Here is a 23,931-nt window from a genome sequence, read left to right as displayed (position 1 = left end):
AACGAGTATACAAAACGATAATTTAAATTCAGGTTATTTGTGTTTAGTGGTTTACGAAAATTTGACAAAGATATATATAATTATAATGCTCCTAATTTTATACCTATAGCATGTCATTATAATGAAAATACTTTACTTACCAAAGACGGTAAATTACTACAAATTATCAAAATACACGGCATTACCTCAGAAAAAATAAGCGATAACATACAAAATTTACGTGAAATGGTTAGAGTTTCTATAAAAAAGAATATAACCGATTATGATTTTGCTTTTTGGCTACATACAATACGAGAAAAACAAAACTTAGACGATTCAACTCCTTACAAAAAATTATTACCGGCAAATATTCATACCCTATGGCAAAGAAAAAACCATTGGAATGATAAATTCGTTAATACTTTATATATATCTATAGTACATGATTCTGCTAAAGTTAACATCACAAATTTTAACTCTTTAATAAATTCTTTATCTAATAAATTAATTACTGATTTTGAAAATAACTACTTAGATGCAGCGTTTCAAAAATTAGACAATATCACTAATAATATTTTAAATGATTTAAACGAATTCAGTGCTGAAAAACTCGGTATAATATTTGAAAATGATAATGTTTTTTCTAATCCTTTATTTTTATATAATCGAATAGCTAACCTTAATAATAATGATTGTTTGGTACCTATAATAGATTTATCCGATGCACTAGGTAGAAGTATTTATACAATTAGAAGCGATAAAGTGGTAGTTACGGATCATGAGAAAAATAATAAATTCGCTTCTTTACTATCTATAAAAGAATATCATGAAACTCCTTCTAATACACTGGATAAATTTTTACAGTTACCGATTGAATTAATAATAACTGAAATATTTTACTTTGTTAGCAAAAAACAAGTAATATCCAAATTGCGTGGTCAAGATTATATTCTAAAAATTACTAACGACTCAACTTTACTTAATCACAAAGGGATTAATAAGCTTGATGCAGCTAATTTAGATTTTCAATTTTGTAATCAGCAAATTTCAATTGCCGTTATAGAAGAAGATGAAAATAAACTAGATGCAGCCGTAGCTAAAGCATCAACCGAACTTTTTAAACTTGGTATTATTCATGTAAAAGAAGATATTAATATTGAGCAAATATTTTGGTCGCAATTACCTGCTAACTTTGCCTTTATACGTAAAATGTCGCCATTATCCGTAGAGCATATTGCTTCTCTTACCGCTCTTCATAATACTACACTCGGTAATCAATATAATCCTTGGGGTAAGGCTATAACTTTACTGCGAACCGAGAAAGGTACTCCATATTTCATGAATTTTCATGATAAAACGAATAAAGGTAATACTTGCATCTTTGGTACGGGGAAAACCGGCAAAACCGTATTATTGAACTTTTTAATATCAGAATCGACTAAATACGATCCAACAATAATTTATATCTCTAATAATAATGATTCTAAAATTTTTATCGAGGCAATAGAAGGCAAATGGTTAGAACCGGACAAACAAATTATCAATCCATTTTTAGTAGATGATACAGAAAAATCACAAGCATTCATTTTAGAATTTTTAAAATTAATCAGTGGTCATTATATTTCACCTCTTAGCGAAATAGAGATATCCTTTCTAGAGAAATTAAAAAATAAAATTTTATCAATTGAAAAAGAAAAACGTATTTTTTCCGATATTTTAAAATTAGAAGATTTTAAGGAGGAAGGAGGAATACAAATACTTGATAAACTTAAAGTTTTTACCGAAGAACAATTATATTCCGGATTATTTGACGGATCGTCTCTTAACATTGAAGAAGGGCAAGTTATAGGGTTTAATTTATATAAACTTTCTGATGAGCCGTTTTCTAAACAATTTTACCCGACGGAGAGAAAATTTTTAGAACAATTTAATAATAATTTAAAGAAACACCAAAGTATTAGTGCAGCAGCAATTTATGCTCTTACTTATCATTTAAGTCTAGTTGGCACAAAACCTAAAATATTTGCTGCCGATAATTTTGATAAACTTTACAGACCTGAGATTTATTATGATAATATAAATTTAATCTATAATAATTTGTCTCAAAATAACGGTATTTTCGTCAGTAATTTCAATTTTATTTATCTTAAGTCATATCCAAAATATACTATAAAACCTTGGCTTGATTTAATTAATACTAAAATTATTCTACCGTCTGACGTTAAAATAGAAGATTTAGATAAAATTTTAGGTTTAAGCGAGCCGGAAATAAAAAAATTATCACAGCTAATACTTTCTGCAAGAATGTTCTTAATTAGTAAGGATAATGAATCGATAGCTTCTGAATTAAGTATTGCCGCTTTAATAGGAGTTGTCCGTATTTTATCAAGCAGACAGGAGGAAATGGATATTTATAAAAAAATACTTGAACAACACCAAGGTCCTCCGGATAATTGGGTTAATTACCTATATAATGAGTTAAATACGGACTAATATTTCACTCTGTCATCCCATGATTTATTATGGGATCCAAAAAAATTAAAAAGGACTGGATCCCGCTACAAGCTCGTGGGATGACAATAATTTATTATGAACTATAAAAACAACGAGCATAAAGAATACTCAAAGTGTTAAAAAAATATTTACTATTTTTCTTATTTTCATTTTTCTCATTTAATGTATATGCATCTATTTGGGATGATATAGTCACTTGTCTTAGCGATCCATGTAATTGCGGTCAAAGTGAGAGAACGGAAATTTGGAATAAGGATGGAGGCATCAATGCAAAACTAAGAGGGCCTTTTAAACCAGGCACATTATGTCCTCCTTGGAATAAAAGCGACGGCCGTGATAATGATACTTGTTTATTAAAATTTGATTACCCAGGTACATTTATCGGTTTTTTACTCAATAGATGTGCGGAAGAAGCCCCTGATAGTAGTTACTTTACTCCAAAAATTCGTATTAGAGTTCAAAGCTGTAATGCCATAGCTTGTTGGCACCAAAACTCTACTTTAAATTGGGATGGAGAATGTGTATTATGGCCTACAGGTTACGGTATACCTCTAACTAGAGTCTGTGCTAGAGTTGCCGTACCGGATATGCCTCCACCTCCCGGGATAAATGCCCCACCTTCCCCTGCAGATCCAGGTTATACCGATGGAGTACATCTCAATAAAGTCGGTTATACAGAAACTGATAATAAGATAATCGGTGTAGACGGAAAAATAGTTACTTTAAAACCTCCTAAACTTTGTGCTTATAGCGATCCTGGACTTGTTAACCTTGTGTCAGATTCCGGTGTACATCTTGATCCGGTGGACTGGAATCCTAATCGTCAACCTCTTCATCACACTAACGAACTTAGCCCTATTGCAAAAGTATTAAAATTTTTAGTTGAAACGATAAAAGGAGTAAGTTTACCAAGTTTATTAGGGCAGCTTCTTGGTATGATAGATCAAAATTCAGAATTTATAAAAGTACTTCAATCAATACTTAATGCAATAGGAGAGATTTTTAATTTTTTTCCTACTTTAATAATAAAAATTATTGAAGCACTTGGGTCATTAAACGGTTCTGTAGATAGCTATTCTTTTGGTTGTGTACAATTACCTTTAGGGCCTTTTCCACCACCATATTGTCCAAATTTAGATTATATTAGCATTAATGCGAGTGCTCATAATGTATGTAGCATAAAAGATGCAAGCGGCCAGTTTGACCAATCTTCTACTAGTCCAGCTTGTGTAGTGCCATCTAATATTAATGTTAAAAACAATATTGTTAATAATACCATACGTGTTAGCTTTAGCAATCTTGTTCCGCTTTGCACGAGTTCTCGCTCTGACCTCAAAACTTGTGTAGAACCACGTAATATAGATTTTTCTTCAGCAAAAATTACTCATACTAATACGGCTTTTAAAGATTTAATTAAATCGTGTAAGAATACTTCAGGCGACACTCCATGTATTAATACAGAAATTTCTACGCCATGTAGTGTTACGGCTAACGGTTGTAATGAGGGATTTAGAATAGTATATTCGCAGAAAATTGGAAATGTAGAAACACCCAGCGATTACTACATAAGCGATATACCGGACTGTCCAAGTTCTAATTCAACTACCTGTCAAAAAGTGTGGGGAGTTAATATCGGCGAATTTAAGGATGTAAGCGTAAAATTTCCTGAGGTACAAAAGCAAGATACAACTAGCTTAATGCCTATAAAGACAGATGTCATCTTAAAAGACAATAACGGTAAAGATAGAAAGCTTTATGTCTCTATTAGTAATACCGAAGATGATAAGCAAAATCCTAATAATATTTGCTTATTTGAGTCCGGTAATTTAATAGATTGCGTACCGAGAGTAAATCATTCTTACAGCTTAGCTGCTTATGAATGTGCAAAGCAATATGCCGGAATTACCTGTACTAATAATAGCAATCCCAACGATGCTTATTATAAACCGCAATTCATTGCGTCAGTACAAGTAAGAGAAGGCGACAATATCATAGATGAAACAAGCACTCTTGTAACGCCGTTAGCATACGCCGGACCTCCACCTCCCAACCCCACTGACACCGAAAGCATAGTAATGCTTGCCGGTTATAAGTATAGTTCTTCCGTTGCGTTTATACCTAAAGATCCAAAGGAAGATAAATATATTGCTATGCCGTTTTCAGGAGAGAATGCTCTAAATCAGTTGACTATTCACGGTAAATATAAAGACGATAAAGCACCTTATGATAGTAATGGAAATCCTGACTCAAGTGCGGTATATTTAAAATATTTAGAATATATAAACGGTAAATATATCCAAGGTGGAACGCATGCCTGCTTGATGCCGAAAAATTTCCAACATTGTAACCCTATGCCGCGTCCTACTTTACCTGATGGATCACCTATGCCCGGTTACAATAATGACTCAACAAATTGTGTACTTGCTAAACTCAACAACAACGATACTATAAATTGTAAAGATTTTAAAAATAAATATAACGTTAAATATCCAAATCTTGGCTTATGTAAAAAAGATACAGATCTAACGCGCTGTACTCTAGAAGAAACAGTGTCAGGTCCAGGAAGAGGTATTACAATTTATACTTGCAATATAAATAAGATTCCGAGTAAATGCTATACCAATAACGATAAGGCTAATACTCCAATATGTGTTTTAAGTAGGGATTATACAGATAGAATCGAGCCGAAACCTAACATAGGACCAATATTAGTACCGGTAGATCCTTCAAAATATTATACAGTGACATATACAAAAGGAGATAACAATACTCCTCCTGAGCCGACATATAAAGCTGAGACTGAGGATGTAAGAGATAAAACTTGGCAAGAGCTAAATCTTTGTGCTCCTATATTAGTACCTACTTGTGCTAAAATTCCTAGCACAGAGAAAGCTCCTTCCGGTAACAATCACGGTAATGCAGAATGGCCTGAAAGCGATATAGGAGAACTTGCAAAAGGAAAATGCCCGACGAATTGGATACCTATTGATCCTAATAAACCTTTAGAACGCCATTGTTTATCATATTTTGATAGAAAGGTTGTCGAGTTTGAACCTTTAGGCCACAATGTCGGCTGTAGAGAATTTAAAGGATTACCTATAAAAGTTGGTTATAACGACTTTCCATCAGACCAATTACTTGAGATCCCTTATAATCCGGTAACTAAAATAGGTGACTATATCTTCAACAAAAAACCGGTACCACATGGGAGCATTATGGCATTTCCAAAGGATGGAGCAAGTATAGCTGCAGCAAATAAACCGGACAATACAATATTGCATACTGTAGAATTCAAAGTAACTTTAGATGCAATAATGGACGATATTGAGTATTTTGAAGTAAAAGATTTATGGTATGATGATTGCACATTAATATATGTCAACGGCACAAAGTTACTTAGCCTCCCTACTAACGTTGATTCTCTAGATGAGAAAAGGTACTGTAACAATGGAAATGACCAAGGTCAAGCATTACAAGCTAAAAATTTACCGATTGATATAAAGCGTTATTTAAAACAAGGAGAAAATACTATAAGATTCCAGCTAAGAGTTATGTTTGATGGAGGACTATATTTTCACATGCAATATAAAATGAAGAGATAAATAAATGAGTTGGATTATTTTTTATACGGTAATCGCTGCTTTACTGATTCTCGATTTGGGAATAATACACAAAAAAAATACCATAATGAGTTTTAAAGAAAGCGTACTTTTTAGTCTTTTCTATCTTGTAATAGCTTGTTTATTCGGTATCTATGTTTACTATAATACGGGGGCAGATCATGCTCGTGAATATTATACTTGCTTTCTCATTGAGAAAGCTATGTCACTTGATAATATTTTTGTTATCTCTATTATGTTCCAATTTTTTAAAATTCCCGGGCAATATCAACATCGTGTTTTATTTTTCGGTATAATAGGCGTAATAATATTCAGAGCCGTAATGATTTACGGCGGTATTATTCTTATAAATAAATTTGCCTGGTTATTATATATTTTTGCCGTAATACTTATTACTACAGGTATAAAAACTTTCTATGTATCACATAAAACTTTTGATATACAGAATTCTTATATTTACAAGTCAATAATAAAAAATCTAAATATTACCCCTAACCTTGAAGGGGATAAATTTGTTGTTAAACGTAATAACAAACTATATTGCACCCCCCTTTTTATATCTCTAGTACTGATAGAAGCAATAGATTTAGTCTTTGCTATAGATAGTATACCGGCAATATTCGCAATTACTAATGATGTTTATATAATTTATACTTCAAATATTTTTGCTATTTTAGGGCTTAGAGCGTTATTCTTTTGTTTAGCAGAAATTGTAGAACGTTTCAGTTATATAAAATATTCTTTGGCTTTAATTTTAATATTTATCAGCTTTAAAATATTTATTCATCATTATATAGCGATTCCGGCATATGTTGCGTTAACTGTAACTATTACTTTATTACTATTTGGTATAATTGCTTCCATAATTAGGAAAAATATGATTGACCATTAATAAAGGGGGTATATAATATTTTTTTATTTTGCAATTATAATGACTAAATTACTAAAATCATTTTTTATTACTATCATCATTTTTAATAACATTGCTTGCGCAAAAGAAACAGGGTTCTATATAGGAGCAGAAGGTGGAATAGTTGAACCGGTCGTTAGTAAATTCCGACATAAACACTCAAATACCGAAATAATTTTAAAAAAATCAAGTATGTATAGTGGGAAAATAGGCTATATAATATATCCACAGATAGCTATTGAATGCTCAGCAACTTATCAACCTAAATATCGTCTGCATTACGTATTACCTCAGCAAAATTTAAGTAATGGTCTCACTATTCCTAAAACCCCAGGTAATACTACCGTATTATCAAATATATATATGCTAAATCTTATTTATGATTTAGAAAAAATAAAAACTTGCACACCTTTTGTAATACTTGGAGGTGGAATAGCACAAGTAAAAGTTAAGCCTACCTCTTCTAGGTGGAGTGTTATAAATAGCGATTATTTTAAAGTAAGAAAAACTCATAAAAATTGTGTTGCTTGGCAAGCAGGTCTTGGAATTTCACAAGATGTAACTTCAAATTTAAGTATTGATGCAACTGCAAAATTACAAACGGCATATAGAGTAAGAATTAATTATGATACACTTGATATGAAAACGGGGCAATTCGTGCCAGCAAATCCTATCAAAAAAACTATAGCCGTTGGAGAATTTGGCGTAGGATTTACTTATAGATTGCCATTTTAATAATTCTGTGATTTATATGAAAGCTACAATGTCATCCCGCGGGATGACACGAATAATTCAACTATATAAGGAAAAAATATGTCTCCAAAAGCTACTAACTCTTCTTCTCCCCCTAACGGTCATGATAAGATGGCAAAAAAAACACATTCCGCACAATCCGTTGTTAACGGTGCGGTTTCAGATCATAACACTTATGATGAAGTACCGTATGAAAGCTACCCATATGCTCTTACAAATCCTTATCACTTAAGTACACTTGCAACTCTTTTCGGTGTAAATGCTCCTGAAGTCGAGAATGCAAAAATATTAGAGCTTGGTTGTGCAGCAGGCGGTAATTTAATACCACATGCAGTTCTTTATCCAAAAGCTTATTTTGTTGGGGTTGATTTGTCTAAGGTACAAATTGACGAAGCAAATAAAAATGTTAAAGCACTAGGATTAAAAAATATAGAATTCCATCATTGTTCGATAACCGACATTAACGATTCTTTCGGTAAGTTTGATTATATAATTTGCCATGGCGTAATTTCTTGGGTACCAAAAACCGTTAGAGATAAAATTTTTGAAGTTTGTAATAAAAATCTTAGTCCAAACGGAATAGCATATATTAGCTATAATACCCTCCCTGGCTGGAATATGGTCCGTACTATTAGAGATATGATGATGTATCATTCTAGCTCATTTGCAAATGTACGGGATAGAATAGCTCAATCTAGATTGTTACTAGAATTTGTTAAGGATAGCTTAGAAAACTCTAAAACTCCTTATGCAGAAGCATTAAAAACCGAAGCAGGGCTACTTGCTAAACAAACCGATCATTATTTACGTCATGATCATCTAGAAGAAGAAAATGCTCAATTCTACTTCTATGAATTTATGAATGAAGCAAGAAAGCACAATTTACAATATTTAGCCGATTGTAATCTTTCGACTATGTATCTCGGTAATATGCCGCCGAAAGTAGTAGAGCAGTTAAAAGCGGTAAACGATATAGTTAGAACCGAACAATATATGGATTTCATTACGAATCGTCGTTTTAGAACCACTTTACTATGTCATAGTGATGTGAAAATTAATAGAAATATTAACAATGATGATATAACGAAATTTAATATAATCTTTAATATAGTGCCTGAAAAACCACTCAAAGAAGTAGATCTTAATAATGCTTCCGAAAATTTAAAATTCTTCTTAAACGGCAATCAAGACTCTAACTTAACAACTAGTTCGCCTTATATGAAAGCTATTTTATACACTTTCAGCGAAAATCTAAATAATCCGTTAAGCTTTGAGAAAATAACCACTGAAGCTAATAAAAAGCTACATAATACTAAATTAAACGAAATCAAAGCTGAGCTTTTAAATAATGCAATGAAGCTAGTACTACAAGGTTATATTAGTATTACAAATCAGAAGCATCGAAATAACCCTGAGCTTGATAAGCCTAAAACAACAAAAATGGTGATACATCAAGCAACCAATACACCTTCTATGTGGGTTACAAATTTAAAACATGAACCGATCGGCGTTAATTTCTTTGAGAAGTTTGCACTTAGATATATGGATGGTAAACATGATAAAAAAGCAATCATTGAGGCTGTACTTGGTCATGTAGAAAAAGGCGAGCTAACTTTAAGTAAAGAAGGTCAAAAAGTAGAAAACAAGGAAGAAATACGCAAAGAACTAGAAAGCTTATTTATTCCGATGATCAAGAAATTTTCTTCTAATGCTTTGTTGGTGTAGCCAATTTGCACTCTGTCATACCGTGGTCTTGCCACGGTATCCATGATACTAAACAAAAATTATTTATTGATTCTCCTACGCCAATGGCGTATAATTATTATGAGTAAAAAACTGATTTCAGTTGTTGAGCTTCCAGAGTTTCAAAAATTCGCTAAGAATAATTTAAATGAAAAAGAATGCTTTGAAATAATACATTACATTGCTGCTAATCCTGACCAAGGTGATATAATAAAAGGCACTGGAGGTATAAGAAAGTTACGATTTACTTTAAGTAGTTAATAAAGGTAAAAGTGGCAGTATAAGAATAATTTATTTTTACTACAATGAAAATATGCCGGTATTTTTAATAACCGGTTTTATAAAAAGTAAGATGGAAAATATTAATCATAATAGTTGTAATGAATTAAAAAAATTAACTGAAGAATTGGTAAAATTATATGTCGGACTAGGCAAAAATGAATAATAAAAATACTAATCAAACCAACAAAAGTATATTAATTGGAATGCAAGAGGCTGTTTTATACACTAAAGGAAAATTAAAAGCAAATAAACATGATATAAAATTATCTAATATAGACGTGCATGAAGCAAGAGATAAGTTAAAATTAACACAACAACAATTTGCTACAACATTTGGAGTGAGTGTTGCAACTTTAAGAAACTGGGAACAAGGCAGAAGATTACCTACCGGAGCTGCAAAATTACTTCTTAAGATTATTGAGAAAGAACCTAATGTTGTAAAACGAGTTTTACGAGGATAAAATAGAGATAAGACACAACCTATATAAACACCATGCCTATATTTTTTTATTTATTTGCAACATTAATAACTATCAGTAGCTTATGCGTTGTCTTAAGCAAAAATTCCGTATATTCGGTATTATGGTTAATTTTTGCATTTATCAACGGTGCAGGGCTTATGATTTTGCTTGGAGCAGAATTTTTAGCTATGATGCTGATAGTGATTTATGTTGGAGCTGTAGCAGTATTATTCTTATTTGTGATAATGATGCTAGATATGCATTTTAATAAGACAATAACGCAGCTAAAAGCAAATCTAGCTTTAAGTATTTTTATAGCTTTGATTATGTTTGCCGATTTAGTAATAATTATTTTACTTGGTACTAAAAATATTAATTTCAACTCCAATGTATCGTTTGCCATAACAAATAATATCTCAAATACTAAAGCAATAGGAGGCGTACTATACACAGACTTTATGCTACCGTTTCAAATGGCAGGCCTTATATTATTTGTCGCTATGATTGCATGTATTACGTTAACACTAAAGAAGCGTGAGGGAGTAAAACGTCAAGATATATCAAAACAACTACGTCACAATAAAGAAAATACCATATTAATGACAAAGCCTATTCTAAATAAAGGTGTTGAGAATATTAAATATGAATGAATATATTTCGCTTAATCATTATTTAATCTTAAGCAGCTTAGTTTTTACTATCGGAATGTTTGGATTATTTATGCATCGCAAAAATATTATCAATATATTAATGTCTATTGAGTTAATGCTGCTTGCAGTTAACATAAATTTTGTTGCATTTTCCGTATATATGCAAGAATTATCGGGACAAATTTTTAGTATTATAATCTTAACCGTAGCAGCTGCCGAAACCTCAATCGGGCTTGCAATATTACTAATATATTTCCGTAATAAAGGCTCCATTGAAATTACCGACATTAATCAGATGTGGGGATAATGATGTATCAAAATATTTCTATAATGATCATCATGTTACCGCTTGCATCTAGCATAATAAACGGGTTATTCGTAAGGGTAATAGACAAAAAATTAGCGCAAGTAATTGCAACCGGCTTTTTATCTTTATCTGCCTTATTCTCATTAATAATATTTTGCGATGCAGGCTTAGACGGGAATATAATCCATATTAAATTATTACCATGGATTGAGGTTGGAAATTTTAAAGTAAATTGGTCGATTTATATCGATCAGCTAACTAGCATAATGTTTATAGCCGTAACATGGGTGTCAAGCATCGTGCATATCTACTCGCTTGGATATATGGCCGAAGATAAGGGGATTATACGCTTCTTGTCTTTTCTTTCTTTATTCACTTTTTTTATGTTAATGCTAGTATCTAGCGATAATTTCTTACAGTTATTTTTCGGTTGGGAGGGCGTCGGCGCTTGCTCATATTTACTAATAGGTTTTTGGTATTCAAAAGAATCAGCCAATAAAGCAGCGATTAAAGCTTTTATAATAAATAGAGCCAGCGATTTTGCTTTTATCTTAGGCGTAATGACGATTATTGTTTATTGTGGCTCGGCAAATTACAAAGATGTATTGTCATCTGCAGAATTATTATCTAATATAAAAATATTTTTACATTTTTCCATTCTAGACATTATTTGTTTATTATTATTCATCGGTTGTATGGGTAAATCTGCACAGATCGGTTTACATGTATGGCTTCCTGATGCGATGGAAGGACCGACTCCGGTATCTGCACTTATTCATGCAGCAACCATGGTAACGGCAGGAGTATTCTTAGTAGCACGCTGCTCGTATTTATTTGAATATAGCCCTTTAATTCTACAATTTATTACGATTATCGGCGGTGTTACTTGTCTCTTTGCTGCAAGCATTGCTATTATGCACAGCGATATAAAGAAGATTATTGCTTACTCAACTTGCAGTCAGCTTGGTTATATGTTCATGGCGTGCGGAGTATCTGCCTATAATAGCGGAATATTTCACTTAGTAACTCATGCCTTTTTTAAGGCCTTATTATTCTTATCAGCCGGCAGCGTAATACATGCCGTTCACGAGCAGGATATTTTTAAAATGGGTGATTTAAGAAATAAAATGCCGGTAACTTATGGCAACTTCTTAATCGGCTCACTTGCACTAATAGGGATTTATCCTTTGGCAGGATTTTACTCTAAAGACTCGATTTTAGAAGCGGCTTATAGTAGCGGCTCGTTTATGTTTATTTTTGGAATAGCAGCAGCAATACTTACCGCTATTTATTCAATGAAGATTATTATGTTGGTATTTCATGGCAAAACTAAGCTAGAAAAAGATGTTTTTGAGCATGCTCACGAACCGGCTAAAGTAATGAACAATCCACTTATATTACTTGTCGCCGGGAGCTTTTTTAGCGGTATGATCGGCTATTATTTACTTGCTATGGACAAACCAAACGGTTATTTCCATGCAAGCCTATTTAATTTACATATTTATAAATTACTAATTAGCCACCCGCCTTTATATATTAAGCTACTACCTATGGCAGTCGGTATAGTGGGGATTGTTACTGGGATTTACTTATATAAGTCAAGTACTGTTATGTCATTCCCGCAAAAGCGGAAATCCAGTAAAAATATTAAAAACGCCTGGATCCTGCGGTCAAGCCGCGGGATGACACCCCTTGTATTAATTTCCAACATATTACGAAATAAATATTACTTCGATGAAATATATAATTGCTTAATTGTGAAACCTATTAACTGTTTAGCTTCTTTATTTTATCTTGGCGATCAGCAAATAATTGATCGTTTTGGACCGAACAGTTTTTCACGAGTCGTTAATTGCTTTAGCGTTCTTACCGGCAAAATACAAACAGGATATGTTTTTAATTATGCTTTGTATATAGTATCATTTATTGTTGTAACAATTAGTTATTTTGTTTGGAAAAACATAATGTACTGATGTTATTTGCGTTAAAAACTAAAACCGTCATTGCGAGCGAATATAAAGAGCGTGGCAATCTCATGAAATAATAACAAATTCCTGAGATTGCTTCGTCAATTACTTCGTAATTTGCTTCGCCATGACGGAAAAAAACTCATAAAATCTTAAAGAATGTTAGAATTACCTATTATATCTATCAGTATTTTTCTGCCGCTAATAAGCGTGCTATATATTTTGCTGTTTATTAGTCAAAGTAAAAAAGCAGATAAACCGATATATGTAATGTATGTTGCAGTGCTTAGTTCTGTTTTAACATTCATCTCAACTATCTATATTTTAATAGAGTTTGACTCCTCAAAACCCGCTTATCAATTTGTTGAACGCTACGCTTGGCTTGATAAGATCGGGCTTGAATTCCATGTAGGCGTTGACGGTATATCAATATTTTTTGTGGTTCTAACTTCTTTTCTTACTCTTATTTGTATAATTGGAAGCTTATTTACCGTTAAAAAATATATTAAAGAGTATTTGGTATGTTTTTTATTAATGGAATCTTTTTGTATAGGGGCATTTACCTCGGTAAATTTACTATTGTTTTATCTGTTTTTTGAAGCAATATTAGTGCCGATGTATATTATGATCGGCGTATGGGGTGGCAAGAATAGAATATATGCGGCTCTTAAATTCTTCTTATATACGTTCTTTGGTTCTGTATTTTTCCTGCTTTCATTAATTTATATTTATAGCAAAATGCATAGCTTTGATTTAACCTATATCTTTCAGCTTACCGATAATATTCCATTATTTGCTCAGCAAATTTTATGGTGGGCTATCTTTATTGCTTTTGCCGTTAAAATCCCTATGATTCCTTTTCATACTTGGCTACCCGATGCACACGTACAAGCTCCAACCAGCGGCTCGGTTATTCTTGCCGGTATTTTGCTAAAACTCGGCGGTTACGGTTTTTTAAGAGTATTACTACCTCTATGTCCGAGTGTATCACAAGAATTTGCAATTTACGTAATTTACCTTAGCGTTATTGCTATAATATATGCATCACTCGTTGCGCTTGCTCAAAAAGATATGAAGAAGATGATAGCATATTCATCTATTGCACATATGGGATATGTTACGATAGGTATTTTTAGCTTTACTAAAGCCGGAGTTAGCGGAGCAATATTTCAGATGCTTAGCCACGGCGTGATTTCTTCATGTCTATTCTTAATAGTCGGTACTTTGTACGAAAGATTACATACAAAAGAAATAGCTAAATATGGTGGTGTGGCAAGTAAAATGCCGGTGCTTGCCGCATTTTTTATGATTGCAATGCTCGGCTCTGTCGGGTTACCCGGAACTAGTGGATTTATTGGAGAATTTTTAAGCCTGCTTGGGATTTATAAGGTGAATGTAGTAGCAACCTTTATAGCAGCTCTCGGCATAATCTTCGGGGCGGTTTACATGCTGAAATTATACAAAGAAGTAATGCTCGGTGAAATTACCAATAAAGAAATTATGCATTTCAGAGATTTATATAAATACGAAATAATCTCAATAGCTCCTTTAATATTATTAATTATTTACTTTGGTCTAATGCCGAGTTCTATTTTAAATGTATTTAGCTTATCGGTGGAAAATTTGTTGGTAAAATTTTAATTGCTTACAAAAAATATAAATGCTACTCTAATTATAGAACTTAAAAGTGAGATTTATATGAAAAATAGCAAAAGAAACTAAAAAACAAACCATGAATTAAACAACGCAACTAAAAAACTAGGTCAAGAAGCTAATAAGGTAACAGGCATAGATATAAGTCATGTGGTAAATCCTGATGCATCAGATCATAAAGAAGCTTGAAGAGATGCTCGTGAGAAACTTGGAATTGGTCATAATAATCAACAAGATAATACAGAATTAACTGGGACCACACCAGAAGAGCATCATGAAAATTAAATGCAACAGATGTCATACCGTGGCTTGACCACGATATCTAGTAAAATTATTAGTATTTTGAATTGCTTTTATGGATACCGTGGTCAAGCCACGGTATGACAAGGACATGCTATCACTTCATCAATTACAATTTAAAAACTTATTTGATCTAAATATTACTTTTCTTCCTTCTTCTATCACATATATAAAAGGAGCTAACGGTTGTGGGAAAAGCTCGTTGCTACGAATGATAGCAGGAATTATGCAACCGAGTAGCGGTAATATCTACTATAGAAACTGTAATATTAACAATATCGCTAAACTTTACTGCACTTATATCGGTCATAATTTAGGTCTAAAATCAGAAATGACTGTTTTTGAGAATCTAAAATTTTGGTCAGAAATTTATAATTCCGCTGAAACCCTATATGCTGCTATTCATTACTTCAAATTACACGACTTATTAGATAAAAAATGCTATAGTTTGTCTAGCGGAATGCAGAAAATCGTAGCCATAGCAAGGCTTATTGCTTGCCAATCTGACTTATGGCTACTTGATGAAGTTGAAACTAACTTAAGCAAAGAAAATAGGGATTTACTCAATAATCTAATTGTCATGAAAGCAAATAGCGGCGGTATTGTTCTTCTATCCTCTCATCTAGAAAGCTCTATAAAATCTGCACAGATATTACAGCTTGATTAATTATTATTGTTTTGCGTATTTTTATAAATCTCCCAATGTACAATAAAAAATATAAGGCTAACTATAATCCAAATTGAACAATTAATTATTGTACTTACAGCATGTGTTTTAGTAACTTCTATATATTATTCTTATAACTAATTCTCTTGTCTTCTAGCTCTTTTAGAGGCAACCCTTTTAATTGTTCATATAAATCCTTATAATATGATTTTAGCTTTAAATATTGCTCATTAGTACTATATATTTTATGAGTTCCTCTTATTCCGGTAGGAATAATGTAATGAATGCATTAAATGTAATAGAGAGCGTTATCAATAAAACTATAGTAGTAACAAAACAAACTACCATACTATAAATCTGTTTTATAAACATAATTTTTTAGTTTTTATAATTATTTACAATTAAGAGAATAAAAGTCAAAAAAAAGAAAAGCAATAATTAAATTACAAAGGTTTATGAAATCTCGAATGCAAGGTTCGAATTTTCATGATATATTTTTTTAATTTAACTTTTTTGAAATGAACCTATTAACAGAATCACAATAGCATAATATACGTATATATTCCGAATAAATGAAGAGTAATTAAACGAGTATATTACCTATACTCGTAATCTTTGTGTAGTTTACTAGCGAGTGCCTGTTCCCATCTATCGCCATTTTGCAGTAATCTTTCCTTATCGTAAATAAGTGCGGTATGAGTTAGACTTGCAAACTCAAAATTAGGACCTTCAACTATTGCATCTACAGGGCAAGCTTCCTGACATAATCCGCAATAAATGCATTTTGTCATATCTATATCATAACGAGTAGTACGCCTGCTGCCGTCTTCTCGTTCGTCCGCTTCAATTACTATCGCTTGTGCCGGACAAATCGCCTCACAGAGTTTGCACGCAATGCAGCGTTCTTCACCGTTTTCATAGCGACGTAGGGCATGTTCACCCTTAAATCTTGGACTAACAGGGCTTTTTTCATAAGGATAATTTATGGTAACTTTGGGCTTAAAGAAATACTTTAAAGTCAAAGCCATCCCCCTTACTATCTCATATAGAAAAAACGATTTTAAATAGTTTATCATAAAAATTATATATTAAAGATCAATGTATTTCTGCAGGGCATCACCCGCATGGATACCGAGTCGTCATTGCGAGCAGCCGTAGGCTGCGTAGCAATCTCGTCAAATATCCTTAGATTGCTTCGTCAATTACTTCGTAATTTCCTCGCAATGACAGGTAAACCGATCAAGCAACAATGACAATAACACCTAAATACTCGGTAAATTATCTGTATAAACAAGCACGTTTGATACTAACACTACCCAAAATAAAGTTAGAGGTAAAAATACTTTCCAGCCAAGTTGCATTAATTGATCATAGCGATATCTTGGTAAGGTCGCTCTAATCCATAAAAAACAAAACAATAAGAATCCGACCTTAAATACAAACCAAAAGAACCCCGGAATACAATCTAACCACGATATATTAAAGGGCGGCAAGTAACCTCCTAAAAAGAAAGTCGTAGTCATTGCACTAACTAATATCATATTAGCATATTCACCTAGAAAAAATAAAGCAAATCCCATAGAGGAATATTCAACATTATAGCCAGCGACTAACTCCGATTCTGCTTCAGGTAAATCAAAAGGTAATCTATTTGTTTCGGCAAGCACCGAGATAAAAAACACGACACCCATAGGTAGTAGCATTAAATCAATCCACCACGGCATTGTTCTTTGTGCTTCAATGATCTCACTTAAATTGAGAGTACCGGTAGTAAGTAGCACGGTAATAATAACCAGCCCCATTGACACTTCATAAGAAATCATTTGGGCAGAGGAACGTATAGCTCCTAAAAAAGCATATTTTGAGTTACTAGCCCAGCCAGCAATAATAATGCCGTAAACACTTAAAGAAGAAATAGCAAGAATATATAAAACACCTACATTAATATCTGCCAGAACTACGCCCTTTGCAAAGGGTATAACTGCCCAGCCGATTAAACTTAATATAAAAGTTATCATCGGTGCTAAAATAAATAATATTTTATCGGAATTGGTTGGAATGATCGGCTCTTTGAATAAGAGCTTAACCGCATCGGCAATAGGCTGAAGTAATCCAAACGGACCGACAACGTTAGGTCCTCGTCGAAGTTGCATTAATCCAATAACACGACGCTCTGCATATGTTAAATACGCAACGCACAATATTAAAGGGATAGTAATTGCAACTACCTTTAGAGCGATGATAATTAACGGAAAAATATATTCAAAAAAGAGTTCTAGCATGATTGTACTCTTATTATATCATTCCCGCAAAAGTGGGAATCCAGAAAATAATTTACAAAAAAAGAGCTGGATTCCCGCTTTTGCGGGAATAACATACGGGGTGAGAATAGCATATTTTCATTATGCCGCCTCCTCGTCTCTTGCTTCCTTAGCCTCAACGCACTTAGCCATAGTGACCGAATTTTTACTAATCACATCAGTCATATAATAATTAATAGGTTCTGCAGTGATAGGCTCTTTTGATAACTTATCTTTAGAGCTAAACTTACTAAATTTATTTTCTATAATTCTATCAATACTAGCAAATACCTTATATTCTTTAGCAAGCCTTACTCTTACTTCTTGCAAATTATCCATTCCGATATCTATTTTTAGATAACCGGCAAGCTCTTTAATAATTTCTATATCTTCTTTAGCTACCCCTACAGGCGATACTGCTTTTTCTGCTATTTGCGGTCTACCTTCTAAATTTACGTAAATTCCGCTCTGCTCGGTATAAGCAGCCGCAGGTAAAATTACATCAGCACTGCTAGCACCTGCGTCCCCGTGATGTCCTTGATATATTATAAAAGTCGATTTCAGCTTATCAAATGGGATGGCGTCCGCTCCAAGTAAATAAGCGAGTTCCAACTCTTCGAGCTTAATAGGAGTATTAAAACCAATATCAAGACCGCCAACTATAGAAGCGTGATTATGCAATATATTAAAACCTTTCCAATCATCACGCATAATATTATATTCAGTCACTATCTTATGAATAAGCGACAATATAGCATATCCGTCATCTCTTGCATATACACCGTCACCTACTATAATCATCAGATATTTTGCTGCTTTTAAGGCTTTCGTAAACTCATGAGTACCAATGGCTAGCTCCTCAATAATCTTAATATCACTTCCTAAATCCTGAATTTTATAGGTTTGGTTATGCCCCCCACCTATTCTTGCTACTTTTAGTGAGTCGGCACGTACTCGCATACCTATTCTACTATTTAATACTGGAGCTATTTGCCTTGGATTTGCTCCGATTAACAAACATAAATCAGCCTTTTCTATCTCTGCAATAGTAGTATTAAATAAATAATTGCCTCGCTGCATGGTATCTAGTTTATAGTCAAACTGATTAACGCTGTAATTATTAGAGCCAAGCTTTTGCAATAATGTTTTTAACATAAACATTGCTTCGACAGAAGAGAGAGAACCAGCAATAGCAGCAATCTTTTCTGGTTTTACGGATTTTATTTTATCCGCTACTGTCTTTAAAGCTTCACTCCAGCTAGCTTCTACTAACTTACCGTTTTTTCTGATATAAGGACGATCCAAGCGCTGATATTTTAAACCGTCATAACTAAAACGATTCTTATCCGAAAGCCACTCTTCATTTATTTCTTCATTAACACGAGGTAATATCCTCATTACCTCATCGCCTCTACTATCAATACGAATATTAGAGCCTTCGGCATCATGCACTCCAATGCTAGCGGTATGTTTTAGCTCCCATTTACGAGCTTTAAAAGCATAAGGCTTAGAGTTCAAAGCACCGACGGGACAAATATCGATCATATTACCGGAAATTTCGGAATCTAAAGTTTGCTCTAAATATGAAGTTACTTCCATGTGTTCTCCACGGTGAATAGCTCCCATTTCCTCTATTCCCGCTATATCGCTCGCAAATCTAATACATCTTGTGCATTGTATACATCTAGTCATAGCTGTTTTAATCAGCGGTCCTATATATTTATCTTTAATAGATCTCTTATTTTCGTGGAATCTATTAGTACCTTTGCCGTATCTGAAAGCCTGATCCTGTAAATTACACTCTCCGCCCTGATCACAAATAGGACAATCTAAAGGATGGTTAATCAGTAAAAACTCCATCATCCCTTCACGTGCTTTTTTTACCATAGGCGTATCGGTATGAATAACCATACCGTTACTTACCGGCATAGCACAAGAAGCTATAGGCTTTGGTGATTTTTCCATTTCAACCAAGCACATACGGCAATTACCAGCGATTTTTAGACGCTCATGATAACAAAAATGAGGGATTTCTTTTCCTGCTTGTGTACAGGCTTGATAAACGGTGCTACCTTCTGATACTTCTATTTCAGAGCCGTCTACGTTCAGCTTTATCATTTTTATTTTATCCAATAAGTCATAGGGTCTGGGGATGCTTTGTCTTCTATCATATATTTAAAACCGATGGCAACACGAAGTATATACCAAACAGCGAGTATAAAGTATAGTACTACTCCAATCATGATAAACGTAAATATAAAACATACAATCCACCCAAGAACCCCAAGGCAAAAAGTACGAAATAAAAACACGTAATGACTAATTGCAAAGTGATCGCCTTTATCTTTGTTAAGATATGCAAAAAATACCCCGATTAACGGCAATATCGGAGCTACGATCCCGCATAAATATAATATATATACCACAATTAAATTTTTCTTACCGCTCTCGGTATATTCTTTAAGATGCTTGTCCATATTTTTACCTCTTTATGTCGTTCCCGTGTGGCGTTGTTGCATGGCTATCTGAGTTGTCATTGCGAACAGCCGTAGGCTGCGTGGCAATCTCATGAAATAATAACAAAATCCCAAGATTACGTACGTACAATTGCTACGCAAATTCCTCGCAATGACGATACCAGCAAACTACCCCTTCAAACTCTCTACCACAAAATGCATAATACTGCCGTGCTTTATATAATTTATTTCATTATCCGTAAATATTTGCAATATTAAATCGATTGTTCTTATTGCACCGGTTTGTTTTTTTATCACGCATTTAACAGGATTATAAGAGCTTATATTCTCGCTTAAGCCTGTAATGTCAATAGTTTCTGAACCGTCTAACTTTAAATCTAATCTTGTATTATTGCCGGTAAAAGTTAACGGTAAAATACCCATACCTACTAAATTTGAGCGATGTATTCGCTCAAAGCTCTCGGCAATCACTGCCTTTACACCAAGCAACCCAGGTCCTTTTGCTGCCCAGTCTCTAGATGAGCCGCTGCCATATTCTTTACCTGCAAAAATCACTACTGATACATCATGAGCTTTGTAGTCCATAGCTGCATCGTAGATAGTTTGCTGCGTGCCGCTTAACTGGTTTATGGTAAACCCGCCTTCTACACCTTTACACATCTCATTTTTTATACGAATGTTAGCAAATGTGCCACGCATCATTACTTCATGATTTCCTCTACGTGATCCGTAAGAGTTGAAATCTAGAGACTCTATATGATGGTCCGTTAAATATTTAGCAGCAGGGCTGGTTTTACTAATATTACCTGCCGGCGAAATATGATCGGTAGTAATAGAATCACCGAGAATTGCTAGAATTTTTGCAGATTTTATATCTTGTATATTATTCTTGCTGCCTATATCCTTAAAATAAGGCGGATTATTAATATAGGTACTATTCTTATTCCAGTTATAAGTAGAACTATTAGTAACCTGTAAATCTTTCCACTCTTTCGTTCCGCTAAATATATCAGAATATTTTTCTATAAACATAGAGGAATTAATTGAATTTGCAATAACTTCATCTATCTCTTCTTTGCTTGGCCAAATATCTTTTAAATAAATATTTTCTCCTATAGGCATATTTGTTAGATCTATATTAAGAGTGCCGCTAAGTGCATATGCTACGACTAAAATAGGCGAGCCGAGATAGCTTGCTTTAGTAAGCGGATTAATTCGCCCTTCAAAATTCCTATTACCAGATAAAACAGAAGCAACAACTAGCCCGTTTTTGTTAATAGTTTCCTCTATTTCTGGATTTAGAGGTCCGGAATTACCGATGCAAGTAGTGCAACCGTAACCTACTAGATTAAACCCTAATTCATCTAAATATTTATCAAGACCACTAAGCTTCAAATATTCCGTTACGACTTTTGAACCAGGAGCAAGAGAAGTTTTAACCCAAGGTTTTACCTTTAACCCGTGTTCTAGTGCTTTTTTAGCAAGAAGTGCTGCACCAATCATAACCGAAGGATTAGAAGTATTAGTACAGCTAGTAATTGCTGCAATTACCACATCGCCGTTACCGATTTCGTAATTCTGATTTGCTACGGCATATTTTTTATCAATGTCTTTATTTTCTAAAGCAAAATTCGGTAATTCATATTTAAAATTACTTGCTACATCGTTTAAGTTTACTCGATCTTGCGGACGTTTTGGACCGGCAAGTGAACTATGTACCATAGATAAATCTAGCTCTAAAACCTCGGTATATTCTGCCGCATGTTCAAAATCATACCAAAGATTCTGCTTGATTGCGTATTGCTCTACTAATCTGATTTGCGTTTTTTCTCTACCTGTTAGCTCTAGATATTTTATAGTTTCTTGATCAATCGGGAAAAAGCCGCAAGTAGCACCATATTCAGGCGACATATTAGAAATAGTAGCACGATCGGCAATCGTTAGGTTTTTAAGACCCTCACCGAAAAACTCGACAAATTTACCTACTACTTTCTTTTTCCGCAACATCTCGGTAACGGTTAAAACTAAATCGGTTGCGGTAGCTATACCTGTTAATTTTCCTGTTAGTTTTACCCCAATTACCTCCGGCAGGATCATAGTAAGAGGTTGACCTAGCATGGCAGCTTCTGCCTCTATTCCGCCGACTCCCCAACCAAGCACCGATAAACCGTTTACCATAGTTGTATGGCTATCCGTTCCAACTAAACTATCAGGATAAAGAGTGCCGTCTTTATGCCACACGACTTTTGCTAAATATTCTAAATTTACCTGATGACAAATACCCGTACCCGGCGGCACTACTTTAAAATTATTAAATGCTTGCTGCCCCCATTTAAGAAATGCATAACGCTCTATATTACGTTTCATTTCCATTTGAACATTTTTATTGAATGAATCCTTAGCTGCATAAGAATCAACGCTTACGGAATGGTCTATTACCAAATCAACAGGAATAAGCGGGTTAATTTTTAACGGATCGCCTCCTATTTTCTTCATCGCATCACGCATAGCCGCCAAATCTACAATAGCAGGCACACCGGTAAAGTCCTGCATCAAAACTCTTGCCGGCATAAAATCTATTTCCGCATCAGATTTTTTAGTTTTTAGCCATTCTTTAAATACAAGTAAGCTTTGCTTTGAACCATTAGAACGTAATACATTCTCAAATAATACTCTTAAACTATATGGAAGCTTTTTTAAGGGAAGATCGATATCGCTTACCGCTTTATTTATATCGTAAATTTTGTATGAAGTATTATCGACTGATAACTCTTGTATATATTCTGAATTATGTACTTTTGACATTTGTTTCTCACTTGATTATGTGGAATGAACATCGTCATTGCGAGCAGCCTTAGCACTGCGTGGCAATCTCAGGAAGTTTGACAAGATTGCCACGTCGCTTCTCTCGCTCCTCGCAATGACGGAAAAAAGCCTTGCAATGACATTAAAATAACCTTATCCCAAAACGTAGATTTTTCAAACAACTTAATGTTGATCTGATAAAGTTTTTTGAAGATCGAGAAGCTTAGTTGCTATTTCCGCTTCACTTAAATTCGTAACGTTAATAGCCGTTTCCGTAGCTATATTAATATAATTTGCCGTTACTTCGGTCACACCACCAGAAATAAGATAAGTGTTTTCGGATTTATGCATATCATCTATATAAACCTGCATTAAACCGGCTTTTAAACTAACAATCATCGGAACGTGACTCGGCAGCACTCCAAACATACCCTCCTCACCCGGCATTGTTACCATTTTAGCTTGCTTTTCAAATGCAATACTTAAAGGAGTAATTATTTTGACTAGAATTGTTGCGTTCATAGAATAATATAGTAAACTTAC

The 23,931-nt window shown here is 33.7% G+C and carries 19 protein-coding genes; 13 read left to right on the top strand and 6 right to left on the bottom strand.

Features of this window, described 5'->3' with window-relative positions:
* The first annotated feature begins 39 nt into the window (after positions 1 to 39).
* From C4Q30_RS06075 to ccmA, 13 genes are all read left to right on the top strand, one after another.
* The gene (locus C4Q30_RS06075; protein ID WP_103897499.1) at positions 40 to 2,472 is read left to right on the top strand and encodes a VirB4 family type IV secretion/conjugal transfer ATPase; all 2,433 of its coding nucleotides are present in this window, start codon (positions 40 to 42) and stop codon (positions 2,470 to 2,472) included.
* Between the two features lie 134 nt (positions 2,473 to 2,606).
* Positions 2,607 to 6,095, top strand: coding sequence for a hypothetical protein (locus C4Q30_RS06070; protein WP_103897498.1), 3,489 nt, complete (start codon positions 2,607 to 2,609; stop codon positions 6,093 to 6,095).
* 4 nt (positions 6,096 to 6,099) lie between these two features.
* Positions 6,100 to 7,005, top strand: coding sequence for a TerC/Alx family metal homeostasis membrane protein (locus tag C4Q30_RS06065; RefSeq protein ID WP_103897497.1), 906 nt, complete (start codon positions 6,100 to 6,102; stop codon positions 7,003 to 7,005).
* Positions 7,006 to 7,044: 39 nt separating this feature from the next.
* On the top strand, positions 7,045 to 7,758 hold the full coding sequence (locus tag C4Q30_RS06060) for an outer membrane protein (RefSeq protein ID WP_103897496.1): 714 nt from the start codon (positions 7,045 to 7,047) through the stop codon (positions 7,756 to 7,758).
* Positions 7,759 to 7,836: 78 nt separating this feature from the next.
* Positions 7,837 to 9,501 (top strand): methyltransferase regulatory domain-containing protein, encoded by a 1,665-nt coding sequence (locus tag C4Q30_RS06055; RefSeq protein WP_103897495.1) that lies wholly within the window; start codon positions 7,837 to 7,839, stop codon positions 9,499 to 9,501.
* A gap of 99 nt (positions 9,502 to 9,600) precedes the next feature.
* Positions 9,601 to 9,780, top strand: a complete 180-nt coding sequence (locus C4Q30_RS09880; protein WP_245207514.1) for a hypothetical protein — start codon at positions 9,601 to 9,603, stop codon at positions 9,778 to 9,780.
* A 52-nt stretch (positions 9,781 to 9,832) separates the two neighbouring features.
* Complete coding sequence (locus C4Q30_RS09875; RefSeq protein WP_245207513.1) at positions 9,833 to 9,964, top strand: hypothetical protein; 132 nt, start codon at positions 9,833 to 9,835, stop codon at positions 9,962 to 9,964.
* Entirely contained in the window at positions 9,957 to 10,262 is a 306-nt protein-coding gene (locus C4Q30_RS06045; RefSeq protein ID WP_041404426.1) for a helix-turn-helix domain-containing protein, read from the top strand. The genes C4Q30_RS09875 and C4Q30_RS06045 overlap by 8 nt, the downstream gene beginning before the upstream one ends.
* Positions 10,263 to 10,294: 32 nt before the next feature.
* Positions 10,295 to 10,912, top strand: coding sequence for an NADH-quinone oxidoreductase subunit J (locus C4Q30_RS06040; RefSeq protein WP_103897493.1), 618 nt, complete (start codon positions 10,295 to 10,297; stop codon positions 10,910 to 10,912).
* A complete protein-coding gene (nuoK, locus tag C4Q30_RS06035) occupies positions 10,905 to 11,219 on the top strand; it encodes an NADH-quinone oxidoreductase subunit NuoK (RefSeq protein WP_012151334.1) in 315 nt (104 codons plus the stop codon). Before C4Q30_RS06040 ends, nuoK begins: the two co-directional genes overlap by 8 nt.
* A complete protein-coding gene (gene nuoL / locus C4Q30_RS06030) occupies positions 11,219 to 13,192 on the top strand; it encodes an NADH-quinone oxidoreductase subunit L (protein ID WP_103897492.1) in 1,974 nt (657 codons plus the stop codon). Before nuoK ends, nuoL begins: the two co-directional genes overlap by 1 nt.
* Before the next feature lie 153 nt (positions 13,193 to 13,345).
* Positions 13,346 to 14,827: an NADH-quinone oxidoreductase subunit M gene (locus tag C4Q30_RS06025; protein ID WP_103897491.1), complete on the top strand. Its 1,482-nt coding sequence runs from the start codon at positions 13,346 to 13,348 to the stop codon at positions 14,825 to 14,827.
* A 403-nt stretch (positions 14,828 to 15,230) separates the two neighbouring features.
* Positions 15,231 to 15,806, top strand: coding sequence for a heme ABC exporter ATP-binding protein CcmA (ccmA, locus tag C4Q30_RS06020; RefSeq protein WP_103897490.1), 576 nt, complete (start codon positions 15,231 to 15,233; stop codon positions 15,804 to 15,806).
* Positions 15,807 to 16,402: 596 nt separating this feature from the next.
* On the opposite strand, the gene nuoI is transcribed toward ccmA, so the two are convergent.
* The 6 genes from nuoI to C4Q30_RS05990 all read right to left on the bottom strand — a co-directional run bounded on the left by nuoI (position 16,403) and on the right by C4Q30_RS05990 (position 23,910).
* A complete protein-coding gene (gene nuoI, locus C4Q30_RS06015; protein ID WP_017442668.1) occupies positions 16,403 to 16,882 on the bottom strand; it encodes an NADH-quinone oxidoreductase subunit NuoI in 480 nt (159 codons plus the stop codon).
* Between the two features lie 186 nt (positions 16,883 to 17,068).
* Entirely contained in the window at positions 17,069 to 18,088 is a 1,020-nt protein-coding gene (gene nuoH, locus C4Q30_RS06010; RefSeq protein WP_014121107.1) for an NADH-quinone oxidoreductase subunit NuoH, read from the bottom strand.
* Positions 18,089 to 18,208: 120 nt separating this feature from the next.
* The gene (gene nuoG / locus C4Q30_RS06005) at positions 18,209 to 20,224 is read right to left on the bottom strand and encodes an NADH-quinone oxidoreductase subunit NuoG (protein WP_103897748.1); all 2,016 of its coding nucleotides are present in this window, start codon (positions 20,222 to 20,224) and stop codon (positions 18,209 to 18,211) included.
* 2 nt (positions 20,225 to 20,226) lie between these two features.
* Positions 20,227 to 20,583, bottom strand: coding sequence for a DUF4870 family protein (locus tag C4Q30_RS06000; protein WP_103897489.1), 357 nt, complete (start codon positions 20,581 to 20,583; stop codon positions 20,227 to 20,229).
* 168 nt (positions 20,584 to 20,751) lie between these two features.
* On the bottom strand, positions 20,752 to 23,388 hold the full coding sequence (gene acnA, locus C4Q30_RS05995; RefSeq protein ID WP_103897488.1) for an aconitate hydratase AcnA: 2,637 nt from the start codon (positions 23,386 to 23,388) through the stop codon (positions 20,752 to 20,754).
* 183 nt (positions 23,389 to 23,571) lie between these two features.
* Positions 23,572 to 23,910, bottom strand: coding sequence for a F0F1 ATP synthase subunit epsilon (locus tag C4Q30_RS05990; RefSeq protein WP_103897487.1), 339 nt, complete (start codon positions 23,908 to 23,910; stop codon positions 23,572 to 23,574).
* Positions 23,911 to 23,931: the final 21 nt, after the last annotated feature.

Origin of the sequence: Rickettsia fournieri (genome assembly GCF_900243065.1) — a bacterium.
Lineage (GTDB): Bacteria > Pseudomonadota > Alphaproteobacteria > Rickettsiales > Rickettsiaceae > Rickettsia > Rickettsia rickettsii.
Note: the sequence above shows the minus strand (reverse complement) of the source record. Positions and strands in the feature narration are given on the sequence as shown.

What these genes read in the sequence shown, in the direction of transcription:
- C4Q30_RS06055 (WP_103897495.1), top strand. Translation starts at nt 7,837, where the DNA reads ATGTCTCCAAAAGCTACTAACTCTTCTTCTCCCCCTAACGGTCATGAT.
- C4Q30_RS06000 (WP_103897489.1), bottom strand. Translation starts at nt 20,583, where the DNA reads ATGGACAAGCATCTTAAAGAATATACCGAGAGCGGTAAGAAAAATTTA.
- C4Q30_RS06040 (WP_103897493.1), top strand. Translation starts at nt 10,295, where the DNA reads ATGCCTATATTTTTTTATTTATTTGCAACATTAATAACTATCAGTAGC.
- C4Q30_RS06045 (WP_041404426.1), top strand. Translation starts at nt 9,957, where the DNA reads ATGAATAATAAAAATACTAATCAAACCAACAAAAGTATATTAATTGGA.
- nuoH (WP_014121107.1), bottom strand. Translation starts at nt 18,088, where the DNA reads ATGCTAGAACTCTTTTTTGAATATATTTTTCCGTTAATTATCATCGCT.
- C4Q30_RS09875 (WP_245207513.1), top strand. Translation starts at nt 9,833, where the DNA reads ATGCCGGTATTTTTAATAACCGGTTTTATAAAAAGTAAGATGGAAAAT.
- nuoL (WP_103897492.1), top strand. Translation starts at nt 11,219, where the DNA reads ATGATGTATCAAAATATTTCTATAATGATCATCATGTTACCGCTTGCA.
- C4Q30_RS06065 (WP_103897497.1), top strand. Translation starts at nt 6,100, where the DNA reads ATGAGTTGGATTATTTTTTATACGGTAATCGCTGCTTTACTGATTCTC.
- C4Q30_RS06060 (WP_103897496.1), top strand. Translation starts at nt 7,045, where the DNA reads ATGACTAAATTACTAAAATCATTTTTTATTACTATCATCATTTTTAAT.
- C4Q30_RS09880 (WP_245207514.1), top strand. Translation starts at nt 9,601, where the DNA reads ATGAGTAAAAAACTGATTTCAGTTGTTGAGCTTCCAGAGTTTCAAAAA.
- nuoK (WP_012151334.1), top strand. Translation starts at nt 10,905, where the DNA reads ATGAATGAATATATTTCGCTTAATCATTATTTAATCTTAAGCAGCTTA.
- C4Q30_RS06025 (WP_103897491.1), top strand. Translation starts at nt 13,346, where the DNA reads ATGTTAGAATTACCTATTATATCTATCAGTATTTTTCTGCCGCTAATA.
- nuoI (WP_017442668.1), bottom strand. Translation starts at nt 16,882, where the DNA reads ATGATAAACTATTTAAAATCGTTTTTTCTATATGAGATAGTAAGGGGG.
- ccmA (WP_103897490.1), top strand. Translation starts at nt 15,231, where the DNA reads ATGCTATCACTTCATCAATTACAATTTAAAAACTTATTTGATCTAAAT.
- acnA (WP_103897488.1), bottom strand. Translation starts at nt 23,388, where the DNA reads ATGTCAAAAGTACATAATTCAGAATATATACAAGAGTTATCAGTCGAT.
- nuoG (WP_103897748.1), bottom strand. Translation starts at nt 20,224, where the DNA reads ATGATAAAGCTGAACGTAGACGGCTCTGAAATAGAAGTATCAGAAGGT.
- C4Q30_RS05990 (WP_103897487.1), bottom strand. Translation starts at nt 23,910, where the DNA reads ATGAACGCAACAATTCTAGTCAAAATAATTACTCCTTTAAGTATTGCA.